Genomic DNA, 21141 nt, shown 5'->3' with positions numbered 1-21141 from the left:
TGACGCTCGACTGATGCAACCCAACATCACCGCGAAGAAACCTCGACATTTCGCTCATGGATGACTTTGAACGAACGCGCTCCACCCGGCGCATCTCGAGTTTCTGCGCACGCTTTCAGCAAAGAAGAGAGTTAATCCGAATATGCCCACCCGCTCGAAGATCATCTACACCTTCACCGACGAAGCCCCAGCCCTCGCCACCTATTCACTGCTGCCTATCGTAGAGGCCTTCACCGCTTCCGCTGATATTGCCGTGGAAACCCGCGACATTTCCCTGGCCGCGCGCATCCTCGCAAGCTTCCCCGAGCAACTGGGCACCAAGGCTATCCCGGACCACCTCGCCGAACTGGGCGACCTGGCCGTTACGCCTGAAGCCAACATCATCAAGCTGCCTAACATCAGTGCTTCGACCCCGCAGCTGCAAGCGGCGATCAAGGAACTGCAGGCCCAGGGCTACGCCCTGCCGGACTACCCGGAAACCGTAACCACCGACGCGGAAAAAGAAACCCGCGCACGTTACGACAAGGTCAAGGGCAGCGCCGTGAACCCGGTACTGCGCGAAGGCAACTCCGACCGCCGCGCACCGCTGTCGGTCAAGAACTACGCGCGCAAGCACCCGCATAAAATGGGCGCCTGGGCTGCGGACTCCAAGTCCCACGTGGCCCACATGAGCAACGGCGACTTCTACGGCAGCGAGAAAGCCGTACAGATCGAAGCGGCTGACGCCGTCAAGATCGAACTGATCGCCAAGGACGGTACCGCTACCGTCCTGAAAGAAAAAACCAGCTTGCAGGCTGGCGAGATCATCGACACCGCCGTGCTGAGCAAGAATGCCCTGCGCAGCTTCATCGCCGCTGAAATCGAAGACGCCAAGAAACAAGGCGTACTGCTGTCGGTCCACTTGAAAGCCACCATGATGAAGGTCTCCGACCCGATCATGTTCGGCCAGATCGTTGCCGAGTTCTATAAAGACGCACTGGCCAAGCACGCTGTCGTGCTGGAGCAGATCGGCTTTAACCTGAACAACGGCATCGGCGACCTGTACGCCCGCATCAAGGCCCTGCCGGCCGATCAGCAAGCGCAGATCGAAGCCGACATCCAGGCGGTGTACGCCGCTCGTCCGTCCCTCGCCATGGTCAACTCGGACAAAGGCATTACCAACCTGCACGTGCCGAGCGACGTTATCGTCGACGCCTCGATGCCTGCCATGATCCGTGACTCAGGCAAAATGTGGGGCACCGACGGCCAACTGCACGACACCAAGGCCGTGATCCCGGATCGCTGCTACGCCACCATCTACCAGGCAGTGATCGAAGACTGCAAGGCCAATGGCGCCTTCGACCCAACCACCATGGGCAGCGTGCCGAACGTTGGCCTGATGGCGAAAAAAGCCGAAGAGTACGGTTCCCACGACAAGACCTTCCAGATCAAGGCTGACGGCGTGGTCCGCGTCACCGACAGCAAGGGCAACCTGCTGATGGAACAGGCTGTCGAAGCCGGCGACATCTTCCGCATGTGCCAGACCAAAGACGCGCCGATCCAGGACTGGGTCAAACTGGCCGTCAACCGTGCTCGCGCCAGCAACACCCCGGCCATTTTCTGGCTGGACCCTAAGCGTGCCCACGATGGCGTGGTGGTCGAGAAAGTTCAGGCTTACCTGAAAGACCACAACACCGAAGACCTGGACATCCGCATCATGTCGCCGGTCGACGCGATGAAGTTCACCCTGGAGCGCACCCGCAAGGGCCTGGACACCATCTCGGTGACCGGTAACGTTCTGCGTGACTACCTGACCGACCTGTTCCCGATCATGGAACTGGGCACCAGTGCCAAGATGCTGTCGATCGTCCCGCTGATGAACGGCGGCGGCCTGTTCGAAACCGGCGCCGGCGGTTCGGCTCCAAAGCACGTGCAGCAACTGGTTGAAGAGAACTTCCTGCGCTGGGATTCCCTGGGCGAGTTCCTGGCCCTGGCCGCGTCCCTTGAGCATTTGGGTGTCACCTACAACAACCCGAAAGCCCTGGTGCTGTCCAAGACCCTGGACCAGGCCACTGGCCAGTTCCTGGACAACAACAAGTCGCCATCGCGCAAAGTCGGCAACATCGACAACCGCGGCAGCCACTTCTACCTGGCGCTGTACTGGGCTCAAGCCCTGGCCGCACAGACTGAAGATGCTGCACTGCAAGCGCAGTTTGGCGAACTGGCCAAAACCCTGGCCGACAACGAGGCAACCATCGTTGCCGAGCTGAACGCCGTACAGGGCAAGCCAGTGGACATCGGCGGCTACTACGCGCCGAACCCGGAGCTGACCAGCAAAGCCATGCGCCCAAGCAACACCCTCAACGCGGCCATTGCCAAGTTGAAGTAAGGTTGTAAGGATGCAAAGAAGCCCCGGCCCCGTGCCGGGGTTTCTGTTTGTGCCCCCGATTTCATTGAACAACCCCGATCAAATGTGGGAGCTGGCTTGCCTGCGATAGCGGTGGTTCAGCTGCATCTGGGTCAACTGACAGACTGCTATCGCAGGCAAGCCAGCTCCCACACTGAACGAGTTTCTTCAGTCACTACACATTGAGGAACCTATGACCTGGCAACCCCACATCACCGTCGCCACCCTCGTCGAAGACAACGGCCGCTTCCTGATGGTCGAGGAACTCAAGGGCGGCCGCGCCGTGCTCAACCAGCCGGCCGGCCATCTGGACCCGCATGAAACCCTCACCGAAGCTGCCGTGCGTGAAACCCTCGAAGAAACCGGCTGGGACGTCGAGGCCACCGGCATTGTCGGCATCTACCTGTACACCGCTCCCAGCAATGGCGTGACTTATCAGCGCGTGTGTTTTACCGCCAAGGCCTTGAAACATCACCCCGACTACACACTCGATGAAGGCATCGTCCGCGCCCGCTGGCTGACCCGTGAGGAGCTGATGGCCCTGCGCGACGACTGGCGCAGTGAGCTGATCATCCGCTGTATCGATGATTATCTGGCCGGCCAGCGCCATAGCCTCGAATTGATCCGCCCTTCTCTTTAGCCTTGCGGGCGTGAGCCTGTTAGAATCGCGTCCTTTTTCAAGACACCCGTTGAAACCCTATGCGTGATCCAGCCCCTTCTGACACACAAAAGAAGCGCGTCATCGTCGGCATGTCCGGCGGCGTGGATTCTTCCGTTTCCGCCGTTCTGCTCATGGAGCAGGGTTATGAGGTGGAAGGCCTGTTCATGAAGAACTGGGAAGAAGACGATGGAACGGAATATTGCACCGCCATGGACGACCTGGCCGACGCCCAGGCCGTGTGCGACAAGATCGGCATCAAGCTGCACACCGCCAATTTCGCCGCCGAGTACTGGGACAATGTGTTCGAGCACTTCCTGGCCGAATACAAGGCCGGCCGTACGCCGAACCCGGACATCCTGTGTAACCGCGAAATCAAGTTCAAGGCGTTCCTCGACTACGCCATGATCCTTGGCGCCGACCTGATTGCCACTGGCCATTACGTGCGCCGTCGCGATATCGATGGCCGTACCGAACTGCTCAAAGGCCTGGACCCGAACAAGGACCAGAGCTACTTCCTGCACGCCGTGGGCGGTGAACAGATCGCCAAGACCCTGTTCCCGGTCGGCGAGCTGGAAAAACCCGAAGTGCGCAAGATCGCCGAAAAACACGGCCTGGCTACCGCCAAGAAGAAGGATTCCACCGGGATCTGCTTTATCGGCGAGCGCCGCTTCAGCGACTTCCTCAAGCAATACCTGCCGGCACAACCAGGCGAGATCAAAACCACCGACGGTGAAGTGATCGGCCGTCACCATGGCTTGATGTACCACACTATTGGCCAGCGTCAGGGGCTGGGCATCGGCGGCCTTAAAGACGCCGGTGAAGAACCCTGGTACGTGCTGGTCAAGGACCTGGAAAACAACGTGCTGGTCGTCGGCCAGGGCAACGAGCACCCGCTGCTGTTCTCGGGCGCGCTGCTGGCCTCGGAAATCTATTGGGTCAACCCGATCGACCTGAGCACGCCACGCCGCCTGACCGCCAAAGTGCGCTATCGCCAAAGCGACCAGCCCTGCACCCTGGAAAAAACCGCCAACGGCTACCGCGCCACGTTCGATGACCCGCAACGCGCGGTCACGCCCGGCCAATCGGTGGTGTTCTATGACGGTGAAATCTGCCTGGGTGGCGGCGTGATTGAAGTCGCCGAAGCCTGGAGCAACCCGGCATGAGCCCGACCCAGGAGCAATTGACGGCGCTCGGCGGAGTTTTCCTCGCCGCGGTGCTGGTCGACAAGATTGCCAAGACCGGCCAGGTGAGCGAGGCAGGCCTGACCTGCATGCTCGGCAGCCTGCTGATTCGCGACCCCAAGGACACACTGGAAGTCTACGGCGGTGATGATCTGGCGCTACGCGAAGGCTACCGCGCGCTGATCGGCGCCCTGGAGCGCGACCCAAGCACCTTGCAACGTGAGCCGTTGCGCTATGCGCTGTCGATGCTCGGCCTTGAACGGCAACTGGCCAAGCGTGACGACCTGCTCGAAACCATCGGCAAACGCCTGCCGCAGATTCAGTCCCAGGTGGAGCACTTCGGCCCGGCCCACGAAAACGTGATTGCCGCCTGTGGCGCGCTGTACCAGGACACGTTGAGCACCTTGCGCCAACGCATCCAGGTGCACGGCGACATGCGCAACCTGCAACAACCGAACAACGCCTCGAAAATCCGCGCCCTGCTTCTGGCCGGCATTCGTTCGGCGCGGTTGTGGCGCCAGTTGGGCGGTCATCGCTGGCAGTTGGTGATCAGCCGACGCAAATTGCTCAAAGAGCTTTACCCGTTGATGCGCAACGAATAAGTCGCAGCGACCCGTTTTTTTATAGCCTCACGCGTAATACGCCGGTCAGTTGGCGACGGACCGGCGGATTTTTTCATGTATGATACGCGCCCCATTTCGTTGCCCGACTGTCCGAGAACACCCCATGCAGCTCTCTTCGCTCACTGCGGTTTCCCCTGTTGACGGCCGCTACGCCGGCAAAACCCAGGCCCTGCGCCCTATTTTCAGCGAATACGGTCTGATCCGTGCTCGTGTTCTGGTTGAAGTGCGCTGGCTCCAGCGCCTGGCCGCTCACCCTGCCATCAGCGAAGTGCCGGCGTTTTCCGCCGAAGCCAACGCTGTATTGAACACCCTGGCGGAAAACTTCTCCCTGGAGCACGCCGAGCGTGTGAAAGAGATCGAGCGCACCACCAACCACGACGTTAAAGCCATCGAATACCTGCTCAAAGAGCAAGCGGCCAAGCTGCCGGAACTGGCCCAGGTCAGCGAGTTCATCCACTTTGCCTGCACCAGCGAGGACATCAACAACCTGTCCCACGCCCTGATGCTGCGCGAAGGCCGTGATGACGTGATGCTGCCGCTGATGCGCCAGACCGCTGACGCCATCCGCGAACTGGCCATCCGTTTCGCCGACGTGCCGATGCTGTCGCGCACCCACGGCCAACCGGCCTCGCCGACCACTTTGGGCAAAGAACTGGCCAACGTGGTGTATCGCCTGGAGCGCCAGATCGCTCAAGTCGCCGCCGTGCCGCTGCTGGGCAAGATCAACGGCGCCGTGGGCAACTACAACGCCCACCTGTCGGCCTACCCGGAAATCGACTGGGAAGAAAATGCCCGCGCCTTCATCGAAGACGAGCTGGGCCTGGGCTTCAACCCCTACACCACGCAGATCGAACCGCACGACTACATCGCCGAACTGTTCGACGCCATTGCGCGCTTCAACACCATCCTGATCGACTTCGATCGCGATATCTGGGGCTACATCTCCCTGGGCTACTTCAAGCAGCGCACCATCGCCGGCGAGATCGGTTCGTCGACCATGCCGCACAAGGTCAACCCGATCGACTTCGAAAACTCCGAAGGCAACCTCGGCATCGCCAACGCCCTGTTCCAGCACTTGGCCAGCAAGTTGCCGATCTCGCGCTGGCAGCGCGACCTGACCGACTCCACCGTACTGCGTAACCTCGGCGTGGGCTTTGCCCACAGCGTGATCGCCTACGAAGCCAGCCTCAAAGGCATCAGCAAGCTTGAGCTCAACGCGCAGAAGATCGCCGCTGACCTGGATGCGTGCTGGGAAGTGCTGGCCGAGCCGATCCAGACCGTAATGCGCCGCTACAACATCGAAAACCCGTACGAGAAGCTGAAAGAGTTGACGCGCGGCAAGGGCATCAGCCCTGAGGCGCTGCAAACTTTCATCGACGGCCTGGACATGCCAGCCGCCGCCAAGGCCGAGCTGAAATTGCTCACCCCGGCCAACTACATCGGCAATGCGGTGGCCCAAGCCAAGCGCATCTGATTTAGCGCAAGCCCTCTTGAGACGCCCGGCCGCGCCGGGCGTTTTTATTCCTGTCTTAAAAGCGCTTTTTTTCAATAGGTTACACATGAATCCTGATATTCCTCTTCAACTTCTGGGCGGCATCACGGCACGCGAATTCCTGCGCGACTACTGGCAGAAAAAACCGCTGCTGATCCGTCAGGCCATCCCTGATTTCGAAAGCCCGATCGACGCCGACGAACTGGCCGGCCTGGCCCTGGAAGAAGAAGTTGAATCGCGCCTGGTAATCGAACACGGCGAGCGCCCATGGGAACTGCGCCGCGGGCCGTTCGCCGAAGATGCGTTCAGCACATTGCCAGAGCGTGAGTGGACCCTGCTGGTGCAGGCAGTCGACCAGTTCGTACCCGAAGTTGCCGAATTGCTCGGGCACTTCCGCTTTTTGCCCAGCTGGCGCATCGACGATGTGATGATCAGCTTCGCCGCACCCGGCGGCAGTGTTGGCCCGCACTTCGACAACTACGACGTGTTCCTGCTGCAGGCCCAAGGCAAGCGCAACTGGAAAATCGGCCAGATGTGCAATTCCGAAAGCCCGCTGCTGCAGCACGCCGACCTGCGCATCCTCGCAGAATTCGAACAGAGCGAAGAATGGGTGCTGGAACCGGGCGACATGCTTTACCTGCCGCCGCGTCTGGCGCACTTCGGCATCGCCGAAGATGACTGCATGACCTATTCGGTGGGCTTCCGCGCACCGAGCGCCGCCGAAGTGCTGACCCACTTCACCGACTTCCTCAGCCAGTACCTGACCGATGAAGAGCGCTACACGGACGCCGACGCCCAACCAGTCAGCGACCCGCACCAGATTCAGGCGGATGCACTCGACCGCCTCAAAGGTCTGTTGGCCGAGCACATGAGCGACGAGCGCATGCTGCTGACCTGGTTCGGCCAGTTCATGACCGAGCCGCGGTACCCGGAACTGGTCGCCGGTGAAGAATTGGGCGAAGAAGACTTTATCAGCAGCCTGGAAAACGGCGCGATTCTGGTGCGCAACCCGAGCGCGCGCATGGCGTGGTCGGAAGTGGACGATGACGTACTGCTGTTTGCCAGCGGCCAGAGCCGTTATCTGCCAGGCAAACTGCGCGAACTGTTGAAACTGGTCTGCTCGGCCGACGCCCTGCACAGCGAAAACCTCGGCACCTGGCTGGCCGACGAAGACGGTCGTGACCTGCTGTGCGAACTGGTCAAGCAAGGAAGCCTGGGATTTGCCGATGAATAAGATTCACGTAAGTGTCGCGGACTGGCAAAAGGATATCGCTGAGATTCGGCGCATTCGTGAGGCGGTGTTTATCGCTGAACAATCGGTTCCACCAGAGTTGGAATGGGATGCGGATGACGCCGACGCAATGCATTTTCTTGCATTCGAAGGCGATTTTCCGATTGGCACCGCTCGCCTGCTGCCCAGCGGCGAGATTGGTCGCGTGTCGGTACTCAAGGACTGGCGCGGACTGAAGGTCGGCGACAAGCTGATGGAAACGGTGATCGGCGAGGCCGAAAAGCGTGGCCAGACCAGGCAGTTCCTGAGTGCGCAGGTGTATGCGGCGCCGTTTTATGAGCGGCTGGGTTTCAAGATCGTCAGTGACGAATTCCTTGAAGTCGGGATTCCGCACGTTGATATGGTGCGCGAGGGCTGATTCGAGATCGAGTCGCCCTTATCGCAGGCAAGCCAGCTCCCACAGGGGAATGCATTCCAAATGTGGGAGCTGGCTTGCCTGCGATAGCGCCATCAGCAACACCCAAAATGCCCTGCCTGCCAGGGCATTTTGCCGTCTACGATTCAACTTGCGACCCGCCAGGCCGACAAACTGGCACTATCAAGCCTAATTGACTCGCAGAGATAACGGACATGTCCCTACGCACCCTGCTCACCGCCCTGCTCCTCACTGCCAGCGCCTGCGCCATGGCCGACACCGAAGTCGTCAACCTGAGCAACCGCACCAGCGCCGACCTGCTGCCCGTCGCGCAGAACTTTATCGGCAAGGACGGCACCGTCAGCGCCTATGGCAACCAGCTTATTGTTAAAGCGGACCCCGGCAAGATCCAGGACCTGCGCGCCCTGCTCACGCAACTGGACACACCCGCCAAGCGCCTGTTGATCACCGTCGACAGCAACGAAAACAACCAGCAGAACAGCGGTGACAGCCAAACCCGCATCATCAGCTACGGCACTGCCAGCCGCGACGGCGGCATCCAGCAGATCCAGGCCAGTGAAGGCGTGCCCGCACTGATTCAGGTCGGCCAGAGCGTGCCACTGACCACCACGCAGCCTGACGCCTACGGCCGCCCGCAGAACCAGACCCAGTACCGCAACGTCACCCAGGGCTTTTACGTGACTGCCAGTGTCACTGGCGAGACCGTACACCTGGCTATCAGTACCAACCGTGACCGCATGAGCCAGGAACGTCCCGATGTAGTGAATATTCAAAGTACCAACACAACGGTCAGTGGCCGCCTGGGCGAATGGATCCCGCTGGCGGGTATCAATCGCGAGACCCAGGCCGATAAATCCTCTACAACCCTCAGCTACTCTACCCAGGGCCGTGATGACCTGACTTTGCGTGTCAAGGTCGACACCCTGAACTAAAGCACCAAAAACTGACTGGCGAGTCGCATTAGACTAAAGATGTAGTGCCTGAAAAATAGCACTACAAAACATTTGACGAGCCAAAAAAGCCTGTGCATGATGGCCTCGCTCCCGCTAATCAGAGGCCCTGGCAAGGGCCTTCGAATCGCCGCTCTAAGCTACCCACCTGAGCCGATTCGTGTCTGTACCGCCCACAAGGTGTGTTTGACGTTGGTTGCGACTGGAACGAAGTTGTCCCGAGGGACGGAAGCTAACCAGGTAACCCGGCTACACACTGATGGATCGTACCAAGGCCCACGATGCCCGAAGACTGTTCGCAGTTTGCCCTTACCTGCTCAACTCGCCCTCTCGCACTGCGTTTATCCCGTCGCCTTCCCCCGCCAAACCCGACTTGACCGCCTAAGCTTCTGGTCAGCGAGCAGCCCTGCCCACGCATTGAATGCACGGCTGGCAAAACGGATGTTTTTCCAAACAAGACGCGACGAGGTTTTTCCCCATGGCACTGACACGCGAACAGCAAATTGCAGCCCTTGAAAAAGATTGGGCTGAAAACCCACGCTGGAAAGGCGTAACCCGCGCTTATTCCGCTGCTGACGTCGTCCGCCTGCGTGGCTCGGTTCAACCTGAGCACACCTTTGCAAAACTCGGCGCCGAGAAGCTGTGGAAGCTGGTCACCCAGGGTGCCAAGCCGTCCTTCCGCCCCGAAAAAGATTTCGTCAACTGCATGGGCGCCCTCACTGGCGGCCAGGCAGTTCAACAGGTAAAAGCCGGTATCCAGGCGATTTACCTGTCCGGCTGGCAAGTGGCAGCGGACAACAACTCCGCTGAATCCATGTACCCCGACCAATCGCTGTACCCGGTGGACTCCGTGCCAACCGTGGTCAAGCGCATCAACAACTCGTTCCGCCGCGCCGACCAGATCCAGTGGAAAGCCGGTAAAGGTCCGGGCGACGAAGGCTACATCGACTACTTCGCACCCATCGTGGCTGACGCCGAAGCGGGTTTCGGCGGCGTACTCAACGCCTACGAACTGATGAAGAGCATGATCGAGGCAGGCGCTGCCGGCGTGCACTTCGAAGACCAACTGGCGTCGGTGAAAAAATGCGGCCACATGGGCGGCAAGGTACTGGTTCCAACCCAGGAAGCCGTACAAAAGCTGACCGCAGCACGCTTGGCCGCTGACGTTGCTGGCACGCCGACCATCATCCTGGCGCGTACCGACGCCAACGCGGCAGACTTGCTAACCTCCGACTGCGACCCGTACGACCAGCCGTTCGTAACCGGCGAACGCACCCAGGAAGGCTTCTATAAAGTGCGCGCCGGTCTCGACCAGGCGATCGCCCGTGGCCTGGCCTACGCGCCTTACGCCGACCTGATCTGGTGCGAAACCGCCAAGCCGGACCTGGACGAAGCGCGTCGTTTCGCCGAAGCGATCAAGAAGGAATACCCGGACCAACTGCTGTCCTACAACTGCTCGCCTTCTTTCAACTGGAAGAAGAACCTGGACGACGCGACCATCGCCAAGTTCCAGCGCGAACTGTCGGCCATGGGCTACAAGCACCAGTTCATCACCCTGGCTGGCATTCACAACATGTGGCACAGCATGTTCAACCTGGCGCACGACTATGCCCGTAACGACATGACCGCCTACGTGAAACTGCAGGAGCAAGAGTTCGCTGACGCCGCCAAGGGTTACACCTTTGTGGCGCACCAGCAGGAAGTGGGCACCGGCTACTTCGACGACATGACCACCGTGATCCAGGGCGGCACCTCGTCCGTGACCGCGCTGACCGGCTCGACCGAAGAAGAGCAGTTCCACTAAGTCGCGAGTAAACGGCCAGTGCGGCCCCACGGAAGACCTAACCGCACTGCCGCTTGATCTGACGCCCCGACTGGTTCGGGGCGTTTTTTTTGCCCGCTTGAAAACACCACACATCACCTGTGGGAGCTGGCTTGCCTGCGATGGCGGTGGGTCAGTGACAGATTTTTCAACTGTTCCACCGCTATCGCAGGCAAGCCAGCTCCCACATCGACCGTGTCGACCCTGAAGGTTTTGCGCAAAACATTGACCCAGGGCGCTATTTGCCTGAATCAAATCGGTTAAAAGATCCCCTCCAGCAACTAGCAGCAATCACGCAAGTAACAACAACTTCCCGCGCCACACGAGAAACATTCGCTTAAATCCTGCGCAAACAATATTCATTATCATTTAGCCGATGAAAACTTCTTTACCGCTTAAACAAAACACATTTGATTAAATGCCCGCTAATCCCCGCCCCACAAGGGCTACAGCCCCAAGAAGGTGCACTATGTGCTTATTCCATCGAATAATTTCGCTATAGGAATTTTACTTGCCCGGTGTTTAGCCATAAAATCACCGCGATTGATTGCAGTGCGACATATCGTCACTGCATCGTTACTTTTTCGAGCTCAGAGACCTTTGCTCTCTGTTAAGGATTTCCAGCATGACCGAAGCGACAGGACTCATGGCCCACAACTGGGGCTTTGCCATTTTCCTCCTCGGTGTTGTCGGCCTTTGTGCCTTCATGCTCGGCGTCTCCAGCCTCCTCGGGTCAAAAGCCTGGGGCCGCAGCAAAAATGAACCGTTCGAGTCCGGCATGCTGCCTACAGGTGGCGCCCGCTTGCGGCTCTCAGCCAAATTCTATCTGGTCGCGATGCTGTTCGTGATCTTCGATATCGAAGCCCTCTTTCTCTTTGCCTGGTCTGTGTCCGTCCGCGAAAGCGGCTGGACCGGATTCGTCGAAGCCCTCGTTTTCATAGCAATTCTGTTGGCAGGCCTTGTCTACCTATTCCGAGTGGGCGCCCTTGACTGGGCTCCGGAAGCTCGTCGTAAGCGGCAAGCGAAGCTGAAACAATGAGGCTTTGGCGATGCAATACAATCTCACCAGGATCGACCCGGATGCTCCTAACGATCAGTACCCTATCGGCGAACGGGAAACCGTCTCCGATCCGTTAGAAGATCAAGTCCACAAAAACATCTACATGGGCAAACTCGAAGACGTGCTGAGTGGCGCGGTCAACTGGGGGCGTAAAAACTCCCTGTGGCCGTACAACTTCGGCCTTTCGTGCTGCTACGTGGAAATGACCACCGCCTTCACGGCGCCCCACGACATCGCGCGCTTTGGCGCCGAAGTTATCCGGGCATCACCGCGCCAGGCGGATTTCATGGTTATCGCTGGCACCTGCTTTATTAAAATGGCGCCGATCATTCAGCGTCTCTACGAGCAAATGCTCGAACCGAAGTGGGTTATCTCCATGGGTTCGTGCGCCAACTCCGGTGGCATGTACGACATCTACTCCGTCGTTCAAGGGGTGGACAAGTTCCTGCCCGTGGACGTCTACGTGCCTGGCTGCCCGCCCCGCCCTGAAGCTTTTCTGCAAGGCTTGATGCTGTTGCAGGAGTCGATTGGCAAGGAGCGTCGTCCGCTTTCCTGGGTGGTCGGTGATCAAGGCGTTTATCGCGCCGAGATGCCGTCACAAAAGGAACAGCGCCGCGAACAGCGAATCGCAGTCACCAACCTGCGCAGCCCCGACGAAGTCTGATCCAGCCCCGCTTCTTTTATAGAACGAAAACCTGGCTTCATTCTTTACGTTGACCGAAAGCGATAAAAAACCATGACTACAGGCAGTGCTCTGTACATCCCGCCTTACAAGGCAGACGACCAGGATGTGGTTGTCGAACTCAATAACCGTTTTGGCCCTGACGCCTTCACCGCCCAGGCCACACGCACCGGTATGCCGGTGCTGTGGGTGGCGCGCGCCAAGCTCGTCGAAGTCCTGAGCTTCCTGCGCAACCTGCCCAAGCCGTACGTCATGCTTTATGACCTGCATGGCGTGGACGAGCGTCTGCGCACCAAGCGTCAAGGTTTGCCGAGCGGTGCCGATTTCACCGTGTTCTACCACTTGATGTCGCTGGAACGTAACAGCGACGTGATGATCAAGGTCGCGCTGTCCGAAAGCGACTTGAGCATCCCGACCGTCACCGGTATCTGGCCGAATGCCAGCTGGTACGAGCGCGAAGTTTGGGACATGTTCGGTATCGACTTCCCGGGCCACCCGCACCTGACGCGCATCATGATGCCGCCGACCTGGGAAGGTCACCCGCTGCGCAAGGACTTCCCTGCCCGCGCAACCGAATTCGACCCGTTCAGCCTCAACCTCGCCAAGCAGCAGCTTGAAGAAGAAGCTGCACGCTTCCGTCCGGAAGACTGGGGCATGAAACGCTCCGGCACCAACGAGGACTACATGTTCCTCAACCTGGGCCCGAACCACCCTTCGGCTCACGGTGCCTTCCGTATCATCCTGCAACTGGACGGCGAAGAAATCGTCGACTGTGTGCCGGACATCGGCTACCACCACCGTGGTGCCGAGAAGATGGCCGAGCGCCAGTCCTGGCACAGCTTCATCCCGTACACCGACCGTATCGACTACCTCGGCGGCGTGATGAACAACCTGCCGTACGTGCTGTCGGTCGAGAAGCTGGCCGGTATCAAGGTGCCGGACCGCGTCGACACCATCCGCATCATGATGGCCGAGTTCTTCCGCATCACCAGCCACCTGCTGTTCTTGGGTACCTATATCCAGGACGTTGGCGCCATGACCCCGGTGTTCTTCACCTTCACCGACCGTCAGCGCGCCTACAAGGTTATCGAAGCCATCACCGGTTTCCGCCTGCACCCGGCCTGGTATCGCATCGGCGGCGTGGCGCACGACCTGCCGAACGGCTGGGAGCGCCTGGTCAAGGAATTCATCGACTGGATGCCCAAGCGTCTGGACGAGTACCAAAAGGCTGCGCTGGACAACAGCATCCTCAAGGGTCGTACCATCGGCGTCGCGCAGTACAACACCAAAGAAGCCCTGGAATGGGGCGTCACCGGTGCCGGCCTGCGTTCGACCGGCTGCGACTTCGACCTGCGTAAAGCACGGCCGTACTCGGGCTACGAGAACTTCGAGTTCGAAGTGCCGCTGGCCGCCAATGGCGATGCCTACGACCGGTGCATCGTGCGCGTTGAAGAAATGCGCCAGAGCCTGAAGATCATCGAGCAGTGCATGCGCAACATGCCGGCTGGCCCGTACAAGGCGGATCACCCGCTGACCACACCGCCGCCGAAAGAGCGCACGCTGCAGCACATCGAAACCCTGATCACGCACTTCCTGCAAGTTTCGTGGGGCCCGGTGATGCCGGCCAACGAATCCTTCCAGATGATCGAAGCGACCAAGGGTATCAACAGTTATTACCTGACGAGCGATGGCGGCACCATGAGCTACCGCACCCGGATTCGTACCCCAAGCTTTGCCCACTTGCAGCAGATCCCTTCGGTGATCAAAGGCGAGATGGTCGCGGACTTGATTGCGTACCTGGGTAGTATCGATTTCGTTATGGCCGACGTGGACCGCTAAGCATGAACAGCACGCTTATCCAGACAGACCGTTTCACCTTGAGTGAAACCGAGCGCTCGGCCATCGAGCACGAGCTGCATCATTACGAAGACCCGCGCGCGGCGTCTATCGAAGCCTTGAAGATCGTCCAGAAGGAACGTGGCTGGGTGCCGGACGGCGCCCTCTACGCCATCGGCGAGATCCTCGGCATCCCCGCCAGCGACGTTGAAGGTGTGGCCACGTTCTACAGCCAGATCTTCCGCCAGCCGGTCGGCCGCCACATCATTCGCGTGTGCGACAGCATGGTCTGCTACATCGGTGGCCATGAATCAGTGGTCAGCGAAATCCAGAACAAGCTGGGCATTGGCCTCGGCCAAACCACTCCGGACGGCCGCTTCACGCTGCTGCCGGTGTGCTGCCTGGGCAACTGCGACAAGGCGCCGGCGTTGATGATCGACGACGACACATTCGGTGACGTGCAGCCTGCTGGCGTGACCCAATTGCTCGAGGGCTACCCATGACCCTTACATCTTTCGGCCCGGCCAACCTGATCAAGCGTTCGCCTGAAACCCACCCGCTGACCTGGCGCCTACGTGACGACGGCGAGCCGGTATGGCTCGACGAGTACCAGGCCAAGAACGGTTACGCGGCGGCGCGCAAAGCCTTCGCCGACATGGCCCAGGACGATATCGTCCAGACCGTGAAAGACGCCGGCCTTAAAGGCCGCGGCGGTGCAGGCTTCCCCACCGGTGTTAAGTGGGGCCTGATGCCCAAAGACGAATCCATCAACATCCGTTACCTGCTGTGCAACGCGGACGAGATGGAGCCGAACACCTGGAAAGACCGCATGCTGATGGAGCAACTGCCCCATCTGCTGATCGAAGGCATGCTGATCAGCGCCCGCGCGCTGAAAACCTACCGGGGCTATATCTTCCTGCGTGGCGAATACACCACCGCCGCCAAGCACCTCAACCGTGCCGTGGAAGAAGCCAAGGCCGCAGGCCTGTTGGGCAAGAACATCCTCGGCTCGGGTTTTGACTTCGAGCTGTTTGTGCACACCGGCGCCGGGCGTTACATCTGCGGTGAAGAAACCGCACTGATCAACTCCCTCGAAGGTCGCCGCGCCAACCCGCGCTCCAAGCCGCCCTTCCCTGCCGCCGTGGGCGTGTGGGGCAAGCCTACCTGCGTGAACAACGTTGAAACCCTGTGCAACGTGCCGGCGATCATCGCCGACGGCGTCGACTGGTACAAATCGTTGGCCCGCGAAGGCAGCGAAGACATGGGCACCAAGCTCATGGGCTTCTCCGGCAAGGTCAAGAACCCTGGCCTGTGGGAGCTGCCGTTCGGCGTCACCGCACGCGAGCTGTTCGAGGACTACGCCGGCGGCATGCGCGACGGCTACACCTTGAAAGCCTGGCAGCCAGGCGGCGCCGGTACCGGCTTCCTGCTCCCCGAGCACCTCGACGCACAAATGTATGCCGGCGGCATCGGCAAGGTCGGCACCCGTATGGGCACTGGCCTGGCGATGGCGGTGGACAACACCGTGAACATGGTTTCGTTGCTGCGCAACATGGAGCAGTTCTTTGCCCGTGAATCGTGCGGCTTCTGCACCCCGTGCCGTGACGGCTTGCCATGGAGCGTCAAGCTCTTGATGGCGATCGAGAACGGTGAAGGCCAGCCAGGCGACATCGAGACCCTGCTGGGTCTGGTCGGGTTCCTCGGCCCAGGCAAGACCTTCTGTGCTCACGCACCGGGCGCCGTGGAGCCATTGGGCAGCGCAATCAAATACTTCCGCTCGGAGTTCGAAGCCGGCATCGCGCCTGTCAGCGCCGCCGTCCCGCCTCTGGCAAGGCCGATCGTAGTCGGCGCGTAACGCTTTAAAGGCGAAGGGTCCGTGCCCTTCGTCTTCTCATGGGCTGACGCCGTAAAGGCTGTGTTGATGCCCATGAATAACAAGATTCCATTAGCCACGCCCGCTGACAACGGGCCAACGAAGAACTTTGAACCATGGCCACTATCCACGTAGACGGCAAAGCGCTCGAAGTCGATGGGGCAGACAACCTGTTACAGGCATGTCTCTCACTAGGCCTCGACATCCCGTATTTCTGCTGGCACCCCGCGCTTGGTAGCGTTGGTGCCTGTCGCCAGTGCGCGGTCAAGCAGTACACCGACGAGAACGACACCCGTGGTCGTATCGTCATGTCCTGCATGACCCCAGCCACCGACAACACCTGGATCTCCATCGAAGATGAAGAATCCAAGGCGTTCCGCGCCAGTGTCGTCGAATGGCTGATGACCAACCACCCGCATGACTGCCCGGTCTGTGAGGAAGGCGGTCACTGCCACCTGCAAGACATGACGGTGATGACCGGCCACAACGAGCGCCGTTATCGCTTCACCAAGCGCACCCACCAGAACCAGGACCTCGGCCCGTTCATTTCCCACGAAATGAACCGCTGCATTGCCTGCTACCGTTGCGTGCGTTTCTATAAAGACTACGCCGGCGGCACCGACCTGGGCGTCTTCGGCGCCCACGACAACGTGTACTTCGGTCGCGTTGAAGACGGCGTGCTCGAAAGCGAGTTCTCCGGCAACCTCACCGAGGTCTGCCCGACCGGTGTGTTCACCGACAAGACTCACTCCGAGCGCTACAACCGTAAGTGGGACATGCAGTTCTCGCCGAGCATCTGCCATGGCTGCTCCAGCGGTTGCAACATCTCCCCGGGCGAGCGCTACGGCGAACTGCGTCGCATCGAAAACCGCTTTAACGGTTCGGTCAACCAGTACTTCCTGTGCGACCGTGGCCGTTTCGGCTATGGCTACGTCAACCGCGAAGACCGCCCACGCCAGCCGCTGTTGGCCGGTGGCGCCAAGCTGAGCCTGGACGACGCGCTGGATAAAGCCGCCGACCTGCTGCGCGGCCGCAACATCGTCGGTATCGGTTCCCCGCGTGCCAGCCTCGAAAGCAACTACGCGTTGCGCGAGCTGGTGGGTGCCGAGCACTTCTACTCCGGTATCGAAGCCGGTGAGTTGGAGCGCATCCGCCTGGTCCTGCAAGTGCTGAACGACAGCCCGCTGCCAGTCCCGAACATGCGCGACATCGAAGACCACGATGCGATCTTCGTCCTCGGCGAAGACCTGACCCAGACTGCCGCGCGTATTGCGCTGTCGCTGCGTCAGTCGGTCAAAGGCAAGGCCGAAGACATGGCCGACGCCATGCGCGTACAGCCTTGGCTCGACGCCGCGGTGAAAAACATCGGCCAGCACGCGCTGAACCCGCTGTTTATCGCAAGCCTGGCTGAAACCAAGCTCGACGACATCGCCGAAGAATGCGTTCACGCAGCGCCGGACGACCTGGCCCGCATCGGTTTCGCCGTAGCCCACGCCCTCGACGCCAGCGCGCCTGCCGTCGAAGGCCTGGACGCTGAAGCCGCTGAACTGGCCCAGCGCATCGCCGACGCCCTGCTCGCGGCCAAGCGCCCATTGATCATTGCCGGCACCTCGTTGGGTTCCAAGGCACTGATTGAGGCTGCTGCGAATATCGCGAAGGCCTTGAAGCTGCGCGACAAGAACGGTTCCATCAGCCTGGTCGTGCCGGAAGCCAACAGCCTCGGCCTGGCGATGCTCGGTGGCGAGTCCCTGGACGCGGCCCTGCAAGCGGTGACCGACGGCAACGCCGACGCCATCGTGGTACTGGAAAACGACCTGTACACCCGCACCGATGCCGCGAAGGTTGACGCTGCACTGGACGCCGCCAAAGTACTGATCGTGGCCGACCACCAGAAGACCGCCACCAGCGAGCGTGCCGACCTGGTACTGCCAGCTGCCACCTTCGCCGAAGGCGACGGTACCCTGGTCAGCCAGGAAGGCCGCGCCCAGCGCTTCTTCCAGGTGTTCGATCCGAAGTACATGGACGCCAGCATCCTGGTTCACGAAGGCTGGCGCTGGTTGCATGCCCTGCGTGCGACCTTGCTGAACCAGCCGATCGACTGGACCCAGCTCGACCACGTGACCGCTGCTGCCGCCGCAAGCGCGCCGCAATTGGCACGTATCGTCGACGCGGCTCCGTCCGCCTCGTTCCGCATCAAGGGCATGAAACTCGCCCGTGAACCGCTGCGTTACTCCGGCCGTACGGCCATGCGCGCCGACATCAGCGTGCACGAGCCGCGTACCCCGCAAGACCCGGATACCGCGTTTGCCTTCTCCATGGAAGGTTACTCGGGCTCGGTCGAGCCACGTCAGCAGGTGCCATTTGCCTGGTCGCCGGGCTGGAACTCGCCGCAAGCCTGGAACAAGTTCCAGGACGAAGTCGGTGGTCACATCCGCGCTGGCGACCCAGGCACCCGCCTGATCGAAAGCACCGGTGACTCGCTGAACTGGTTCGCTGCGGTGCCGCGACCATTCAACCCGGCCCAGGGCACCTGGCAGGTTGTGCCGTTCTTCCACCTGTTCGGCAGCGAAGAGACCTCTTCCAAAGCCGCGCCGGTGCAAAGTCGCATTCCTGAAGCCTACGTGTCCGTGGCCAAGTCCGAAGCCGACCGCCTGGGCGTCAACGACGGTGCCCTGCTCAGCCTGAACGTGGCTGGCCAGACCCTGCGTCTGCCGCTGCGTATCAATGATGAGTTGGGTGCTGGCCTGGTTGCACTGCCTAAAGGCCTTGCGGGTATTCCACCTGCAATCTTTGGCAAAACCGTTGACGGTCTGCAGGAGGCAGCGCAATGACCTGGTTCACGCCGGAAGTAATTGACGTGATCATTTCGGTGGTCAAGGCCATCGTGATCCTGTTGGCCGTGGTCGTTGCGGGCGCCCTGCTCAGCTTCGTCGAACGTCGCCTGCTGGGCTGGTGGCAGGACCGTTACGGTCCGAACCGCGTTGGCCCGTTCGGTATGTTCCAGATCGCCGCCGACATGCTGAAAATGTTCTTCAAGGAAGACTGGACCCCGCCGTTTGCCGACAAGGTGATCTTCACCCTGGCACCGGTCGTGGCCATGAGCGCCTTGCTGATCGCCTTCGCGATCATCCCGATCACCCCGACCTGGGGCGTGGCGGACCTGAACATCGGTTTGCTGTTCTTCTTCGCCATGGCCGGTTTGTCGGTCTATGCGGTGCTGTTCGCCGGTTGGTCGAGCAACAACAAGTTCGCCCTGTTGGGCAGCTTGCGGGCTTCGGCCCAGACCGTGTCCTACGAAGTGTTCATGGGCCTGGCGCTGATGGGCATCGTGGTGCAGGTCGGCTCGTTCAACATGCGCGACATCGTCGAGTACCAGGCGCAGAACCTGTGGTTCATCATTCCGCAGTTCTTTGGCTTCTGCACCTTCTTCATCGCTGGCGTCGCCGTGACTCACCGTCACCCGTTCGACCAGCCGGAAGCGGAACAGGAACTGGCTGACGGTTACCACATTGAATACGCCGGCATGAAATGGGGCATGTTCTTCGTTGGCGAATACATCGGCATCATCTTGATCTCGGCCCTGTTGGTCACGCTGTTCTTCGGCGGCTGGCACGGTCCGTTCGGCATCCTGCCGCAGTTGGCGTTCTTCTGGTTCTTCCTGAAGACCGCGTTCTTCATCATGTTGTTTATCCTGCTGCGCGCTTCCATTCCGCGTCCACGATACGACCAGGTGATGGATTTCAGCTGGCGCTTCTGCCTGCCGCTGACCCTGATCAATTTGCTGGTGACGGCTGCCGTTGTGTTGTTGAACACGCCAGCCGGCGCGGTTCAGTGAGGATTTGACCCATGTTCAAATATATTGGCGACATCGTTAAGGGTACCGGTACCCAGTTGCGAAGCCTGGTGATGGTGTTCGGTCACGGCTTTCGCAAACGCGACACCCTGCAATACCCGGAAGAAGCGGTGTACCTGCCGCCGCGCTATCGCGGCCGCATCGTACTGACCCGCGACCCCGATGGCGAAGAGCGTTGCGTAGCCTGCAACCTGTGCGCCGTGGCGTGCCCGGTGGGTTGCATCTCCCTGCAGAAAGCTGAAACCGAAGACGGTCGCTGGTACCCGGACTTCTTCCGCATCAACTTCTCGCGCTGCATTTTCTGTGGCCTCTGCGAGGAAGCTTGCCCGACCACCGCCATCCAGCTGACACCGGATTTCGAGATGGCCGAGTTCAAACGTCAGGACCTGGTGTACGAGAAAGAAGATCTGCTGATCTCTGGTCCCGGTAAAAACCCTGATTACAACTTCTATCGTGTTGCAGGTATGGCCGTTGCCGGTAAGCCGAAGGGCGCCGCACAAAACGAAGCCGAGCCGATCAACGTGAAGAGCTTGCTGCCTTAAGGAAGAAAGATGGAATTCGCTTTCTATTTCGCGTCCGGTATTGCAGTGGTGTCCACGCTTCGCGTGATCACCAACACCAATCCTGTGCACGCCCTGCTCTACCTGATCATTTCGTTGATCGCCGTGGCCATGACTTTTTTCAGCCTCGGCGCACCGTTCGCCGGTGTGCTGGAAGTGATCGCCTACGCCGGCGCCATCATGGTGCTGTTCGTGTTTGTGGTGATGATGCTCAACCTGGGGCCGGCCTCGGTCGCCCAGGAACGCGTCTGGCTCAAGCCCGGCATCTGGCTCGGCCCGGTCATCCTGGCAGCCCTGCTGCTGGGTGAACTGCTGTATGTGCTGTTCGCTCACCAGAGCGGCCAGGCCATCGGCCACACCACCGTAGACGCGAAAGCCGTGGGCGTCAGCCTGTTCGGCCCGTACCTGCTGGTGGTCGAACTGGCTTCGATGCTGCTGCTCGCGGCAGCCATCACCGCCTTCCACTTGGGCCGCAACGAAGCCAAGGAGCAATGA

18 protein-coding genes are annotated in these 21141 nt (G+C 60.2%); all 18 read left to right on the top strand.

The features are described 5' to 3' along the window. Positions 1–142 precede the first annotated feature (142 nt). The 18 genes from HX790_RS28485 to nuoJ all read left to right on the top strand — a co-directional run bounded on the left by HX790_RS28485 (position 143) and on the right by nuoJ (position 21141). The gene (locus HX790_RS28485; RefSeq protein WP_176992572.1) at positions 143–2368 is read left to right on the top strand and encodes an NADP-dependent isocitrate dehydrogenase; all 2226 of its coding nucleotides are present in this window, start codon (positions 143–145) and stop codon (positions 2366–2368) included. Positions 2369–2579: 211 nt separating this feature from the next. Then, a complete protein-coding gene (locus HX790_RS28480) occupies positions 2580–3026 on the top strand; it encodes an NUDIX hydrolase (RefSeq protein ID WP_176992571.1) in 447 nt (148 codons plus the stop codon). Positions 3027–3085: 59 nt separating this feature from the next. Further along, on the top strand, positions 3086–4210 hold the full coding sequence (mnmA, locus tag HX790_RS28475; protein ID WP_176992570.1) for a tRNA 2-thiouridine(34) synthase MnmA: 1125 nt from the start codon (positions 3086–3088) through the stop codon (positions 4208–4210). Continuing rightward, positions 4207–4830, top strand: a complete 624-nt coding sequence (hflD, locus tag HX790_RS28470; protein ID WP_176992569.1) for a high frequency lysogenization protein HflD — start codon at positions 4207–4209, stop codon at positions 4828–4830. Before mnmA ends, hflD begins: the two co-directional genes overlap by 4 nt. Before the next feature lie 124 nt (positions 4831–4954). Beyond that, positions 4955–6325: an adenylosuccinate lyase gene (purB, locus tag HX790_RS28465; RefSeq protein WP_017137511.1), complete on the top strand. Its 1371-nt coding sequence runs from the start codon at positions 4955–4957 to the stop codon at positions 6323–6325. An 85-nt stretch (positions 6326–6410) separates the two neighbouring features. Then, positions 6411–7577: a cupin domain-containing protein gene (locus HX790_RS28460; protein ID WP_017137512.1), complete on the top strand. Its 1167-nt coding sequence runs from the start codon at positions 6411–6413 to the stop codon at positions 7575–7577. Beyond that, entirely contained in the window at positions 7570–7992 is a 423-nt protein-coding gene (locus HX790_RS28455; protein ID WP_017137513.1) for a GNAT family N-acetyltransferase, read from the top strand. The genes HX790_RS28460 and HX790_RS28455 overlap by 8 nt, the downstream gene beginning before the upstream one ends. A gap of 212 nt (positions 7993–8204) precedes the next feature. Then, entirely contained in the window at positions 8205–8942 is a 738-nt protein-coding gene (locus tag HX790_RS28450; RefSeq protein ID WP_176992568.1) for a secretin N-terminal domain-containing protein, read from the top strand. A 496-nt stretch (positions 8943–9438) separates the two neighbouring features. Then, positions 9439–10764 (top strand): isocitrate lyase, encoded by a 1326-nt coding sequence (aceA, locus tag HX790_RS28445; RefSeq protein WP_003219577.1) that lies wholly within the window; start codon positions 9439–9441, stop codon positions 10762–10764. Between the two features lie 643 nt (positions 10765–11407). After that, positions 11408–11821, top strand: coding sequence for an NADH-quinone oxidoreductase subunit A (locus HX790_RS28440; RefSeq protein WP_003219575.1), 414 nt, complete (start codon positions 11408–11410; stop codon positions 11819–11821). Positions 11822–11831: 10 nt separating this feature from the next. Next, entirely contained in the window at positions 11832–12506 is a 675-nt protein-coding gene (locus tag HX790_RS28435) for an NADH-quinone oxidoreductase subunit B family protein (RefSeq protein ID WP_012724951.1), read from the top strand. A 72-nt stretch (positions 12507–12578) separates the two neighbouring features. Continuing rightward, a complete protein-coding gene (nuoC, locus tag HX790_RS28430; RefSeq protein WP_017137515.1) occupies positions 12579–14363 on the top strand; it encodes an NADH-quinone oxidoreductase subunit C/D in 1785 nt (594 codons plus the stop codon). A 2-nt stretch (positions 14364–14365) separates the two neighbouring features. Then, positions 14366–14863, top strand: a complete 498-nt coding sequence (gene nuoE, locus HX790_RS28425) for an NADH-quinone oxidoreductase subunit NuoE (protein WP_003174721.1) — start codon at positions 14366–14368, stop codon at positions 14861–14863. Further along, complete coding sequence (gene nuoF / locus HX790_RS28420; RefSeq protein ID WP_017137516.1) at positions 14860–16215, top strand: NADH-quinone oxidoreductase subunit NuoF; 1356 nt, start codon at positions 14860–14862, stop codon at positions 16213–16215. The genes nuoE and nuoF overlap by 4 nt, the downstream gene beginning before the upstream one ends. Positions 16216–16349: 134 nt before the next feature. Further along, on the top strand, positions 16350–19064 hold the full coding sequence (nuoG, locus tag HX790_RS28415; RefSeq protein WP_176992567.1) for an NADH-quinone oxidoreductase subunit NuoG: 2715 nt from the start codon (positions 16350–16352) through the stop codon (positions 19062–19064). Further along, entirely contained in the window at positions 19061–20068 is a 1008-nt protein-coding gene (nuoH, locus tag HX790_RS28410) for an NADH-quinone oxidoreductase subunit NuoH (protein WP_017137518.1), read from the top strand. The genes nuoG and nuoH overlap by 4 nt, the downstream gene beginning before the upstream one ends. Positions 20069–20079: 11 nt before the next feature. After that, complete coding sequence (gene nuoI / locus HX790_RS28405; RefSeq protein WP_003174725.1) at positions 20080–20628, top strand: NADH-quinone oxidoreductase subunit NuoI; 549 nt, start codon at positions 20080–20082, stop codon at positions 20626–20628. 9 nt (positions 20629–20637) lie between these two features. After that, positions 20638–21141 (top strand): NADH-quinone oxidoreductase subunit J, encoded by a 504-nt coding sequence (gene nuoJ, locus HX790_RS28400; protein WP_017137519.1) that lies wholly within the window; start codon positions 20638–20640, stop codon positions 21139–21141.

This window comes from Pseudomonas sp. IPO3747 (assembly GCF_013385245.1).
Lineage (GTDB): Bacteria > Pseudomonadota > Gammaproteobacteria > Pseudomonadales > Pseudomonadaceae > Aquipseudomonas > Aquipseudomonas edaphica.
Note: the sequence above shows the minus strand (reverse complement) of the source record. Positions and strands in the feature narration are given on the sequence as shown.

What these genes read in the sequence shown, in the direction of transcription:
- HX790_RS28485 (WP_176992572.1), top strand. Translation starts at nt 143, where the DNA reads ATGCCCACCCGCTCGAAGATCATCTACACCTTCACCGACGAAGCCCCA.
- HX790_RS28480 (WP_176992571.1), top strand. Translation starts at nt 2,580, where the DNA reads ATGACCTGGCAACCCCACATCACCGTCGCCACCCTCGTCGAAGACAAC.
- mnmA (WP_176992570.1), top strand. Translation starts at nt 3,086, where the DNA reads ATGCGTGATCCAGCCCCTTCTGACACACAAAAGAAGCGCGTCATCGTC.
- hflD (WP_176992569.1), top strand. Translation starts at nt 4,207, where the DNA reads ATGAGCCCGACCCAGGAGCAATTGACGGCGCTCGGCGGAGTTTTCCTC.
- purB (WP_017137511.1), top strand. Translation starts at nt 4,955, where the DNA reads ATGCAGCTCTCTTCGCTCACTGCGGTTTCCCCTGTTGACGGCCGCTAC.
- HX790_RS28460 (WP_017137512.1), top strand. Translation starts at nt 6,411, where the DNA reads ATGAATCCTGATATTCCTCTTCAACTTCTGGGCGGCATCACGGCACGC.
- HX790_RS28455 (WP_017137513.1), top strand. Translation starts at nt 7,570, where the DNA reads ATGAATAAGATTCACGTAAGTGTCGCGGACTGGCAAAAGGATATCGCT.
- HX790_RS28450 (WP_176992568.1), top strand. Translation starts at nt 8,205, where the DNA reads ATGTCCCTACGCACCCTGCTCACCGCCCTGCTCCTCACTGCCAGCGCC.
- aceA (WP_003219577.1), top strand. Translation starts at nt 9,439, where the DNA reads ATGGCACTGACACGCGAACAGCAAATTGCAGCCCTTGAAAAAGATTGG.
- HX790_RS28440 (WP_003219575.1), top strand. Translation starts at nt 11,408, where the DNA reads ATGACCGAAGCGACAGGACTCATGGCCCACAACTGGGGCTTTGCCATT.
- HX790_RS28435 (WP_012724951.1), top strand. Translation starts at nt 11,832, where the DNA reads ATGCAATACAATCTCACCAGGATCGACCCGGATGCTCCTAACGATCAG.
- nuoC (WP_017137515.1), top strand. Translation starts at nt 12,579, where the DNA reads ATGACTACAGGCAGTGCTCTGTACATCCCGCCTTACAAGGCAGACGAC.
- nuoE (WP_003174721.1), top strand. Translation starts at nt 14,366, where the DNA reads ATGAACAGCACGCTTATCCAGACAGACCGTTTCACCTTGAGTGAAACC.
- nuoF (WP_017137516.1), top strand. Translation starts at nt 14,860, where the DNA reads ATGACCCTTACATCTTTCGGCCCGGCCAACCTGATCAAGCGTTCGCCT.
- nuoG (WP_176992567.1), top strand. Translation starts at nt 16,350, where the DNA reads ATGGCCACTATCCACGTAGACGGCAAAGCGCTCGAAGTCGATGGGGCA.
- nuoH (WP_017137518.1), top strand. Translation starts at nt 19,061, where the DNA reads ATGACCTGGTTCACGCCGGAAGTAATTGACGTGATCATTTCGGTGGTC.
- nuoI (WP_003174725.1), top strand. Translation starts at nt 20,080, where the DNA reads ATGTTCAAATATATTGGCGACATCGTTAAGGGTACCGGTACCCAGTTG.
- nuoJ (WP_017137519.1), top strand. Translation starts at nt 20,638, where the DNA reads ATGGAATTCGCTTTCTATTTCGCGTCCGGTATTGCAGTGGTGTCCACG.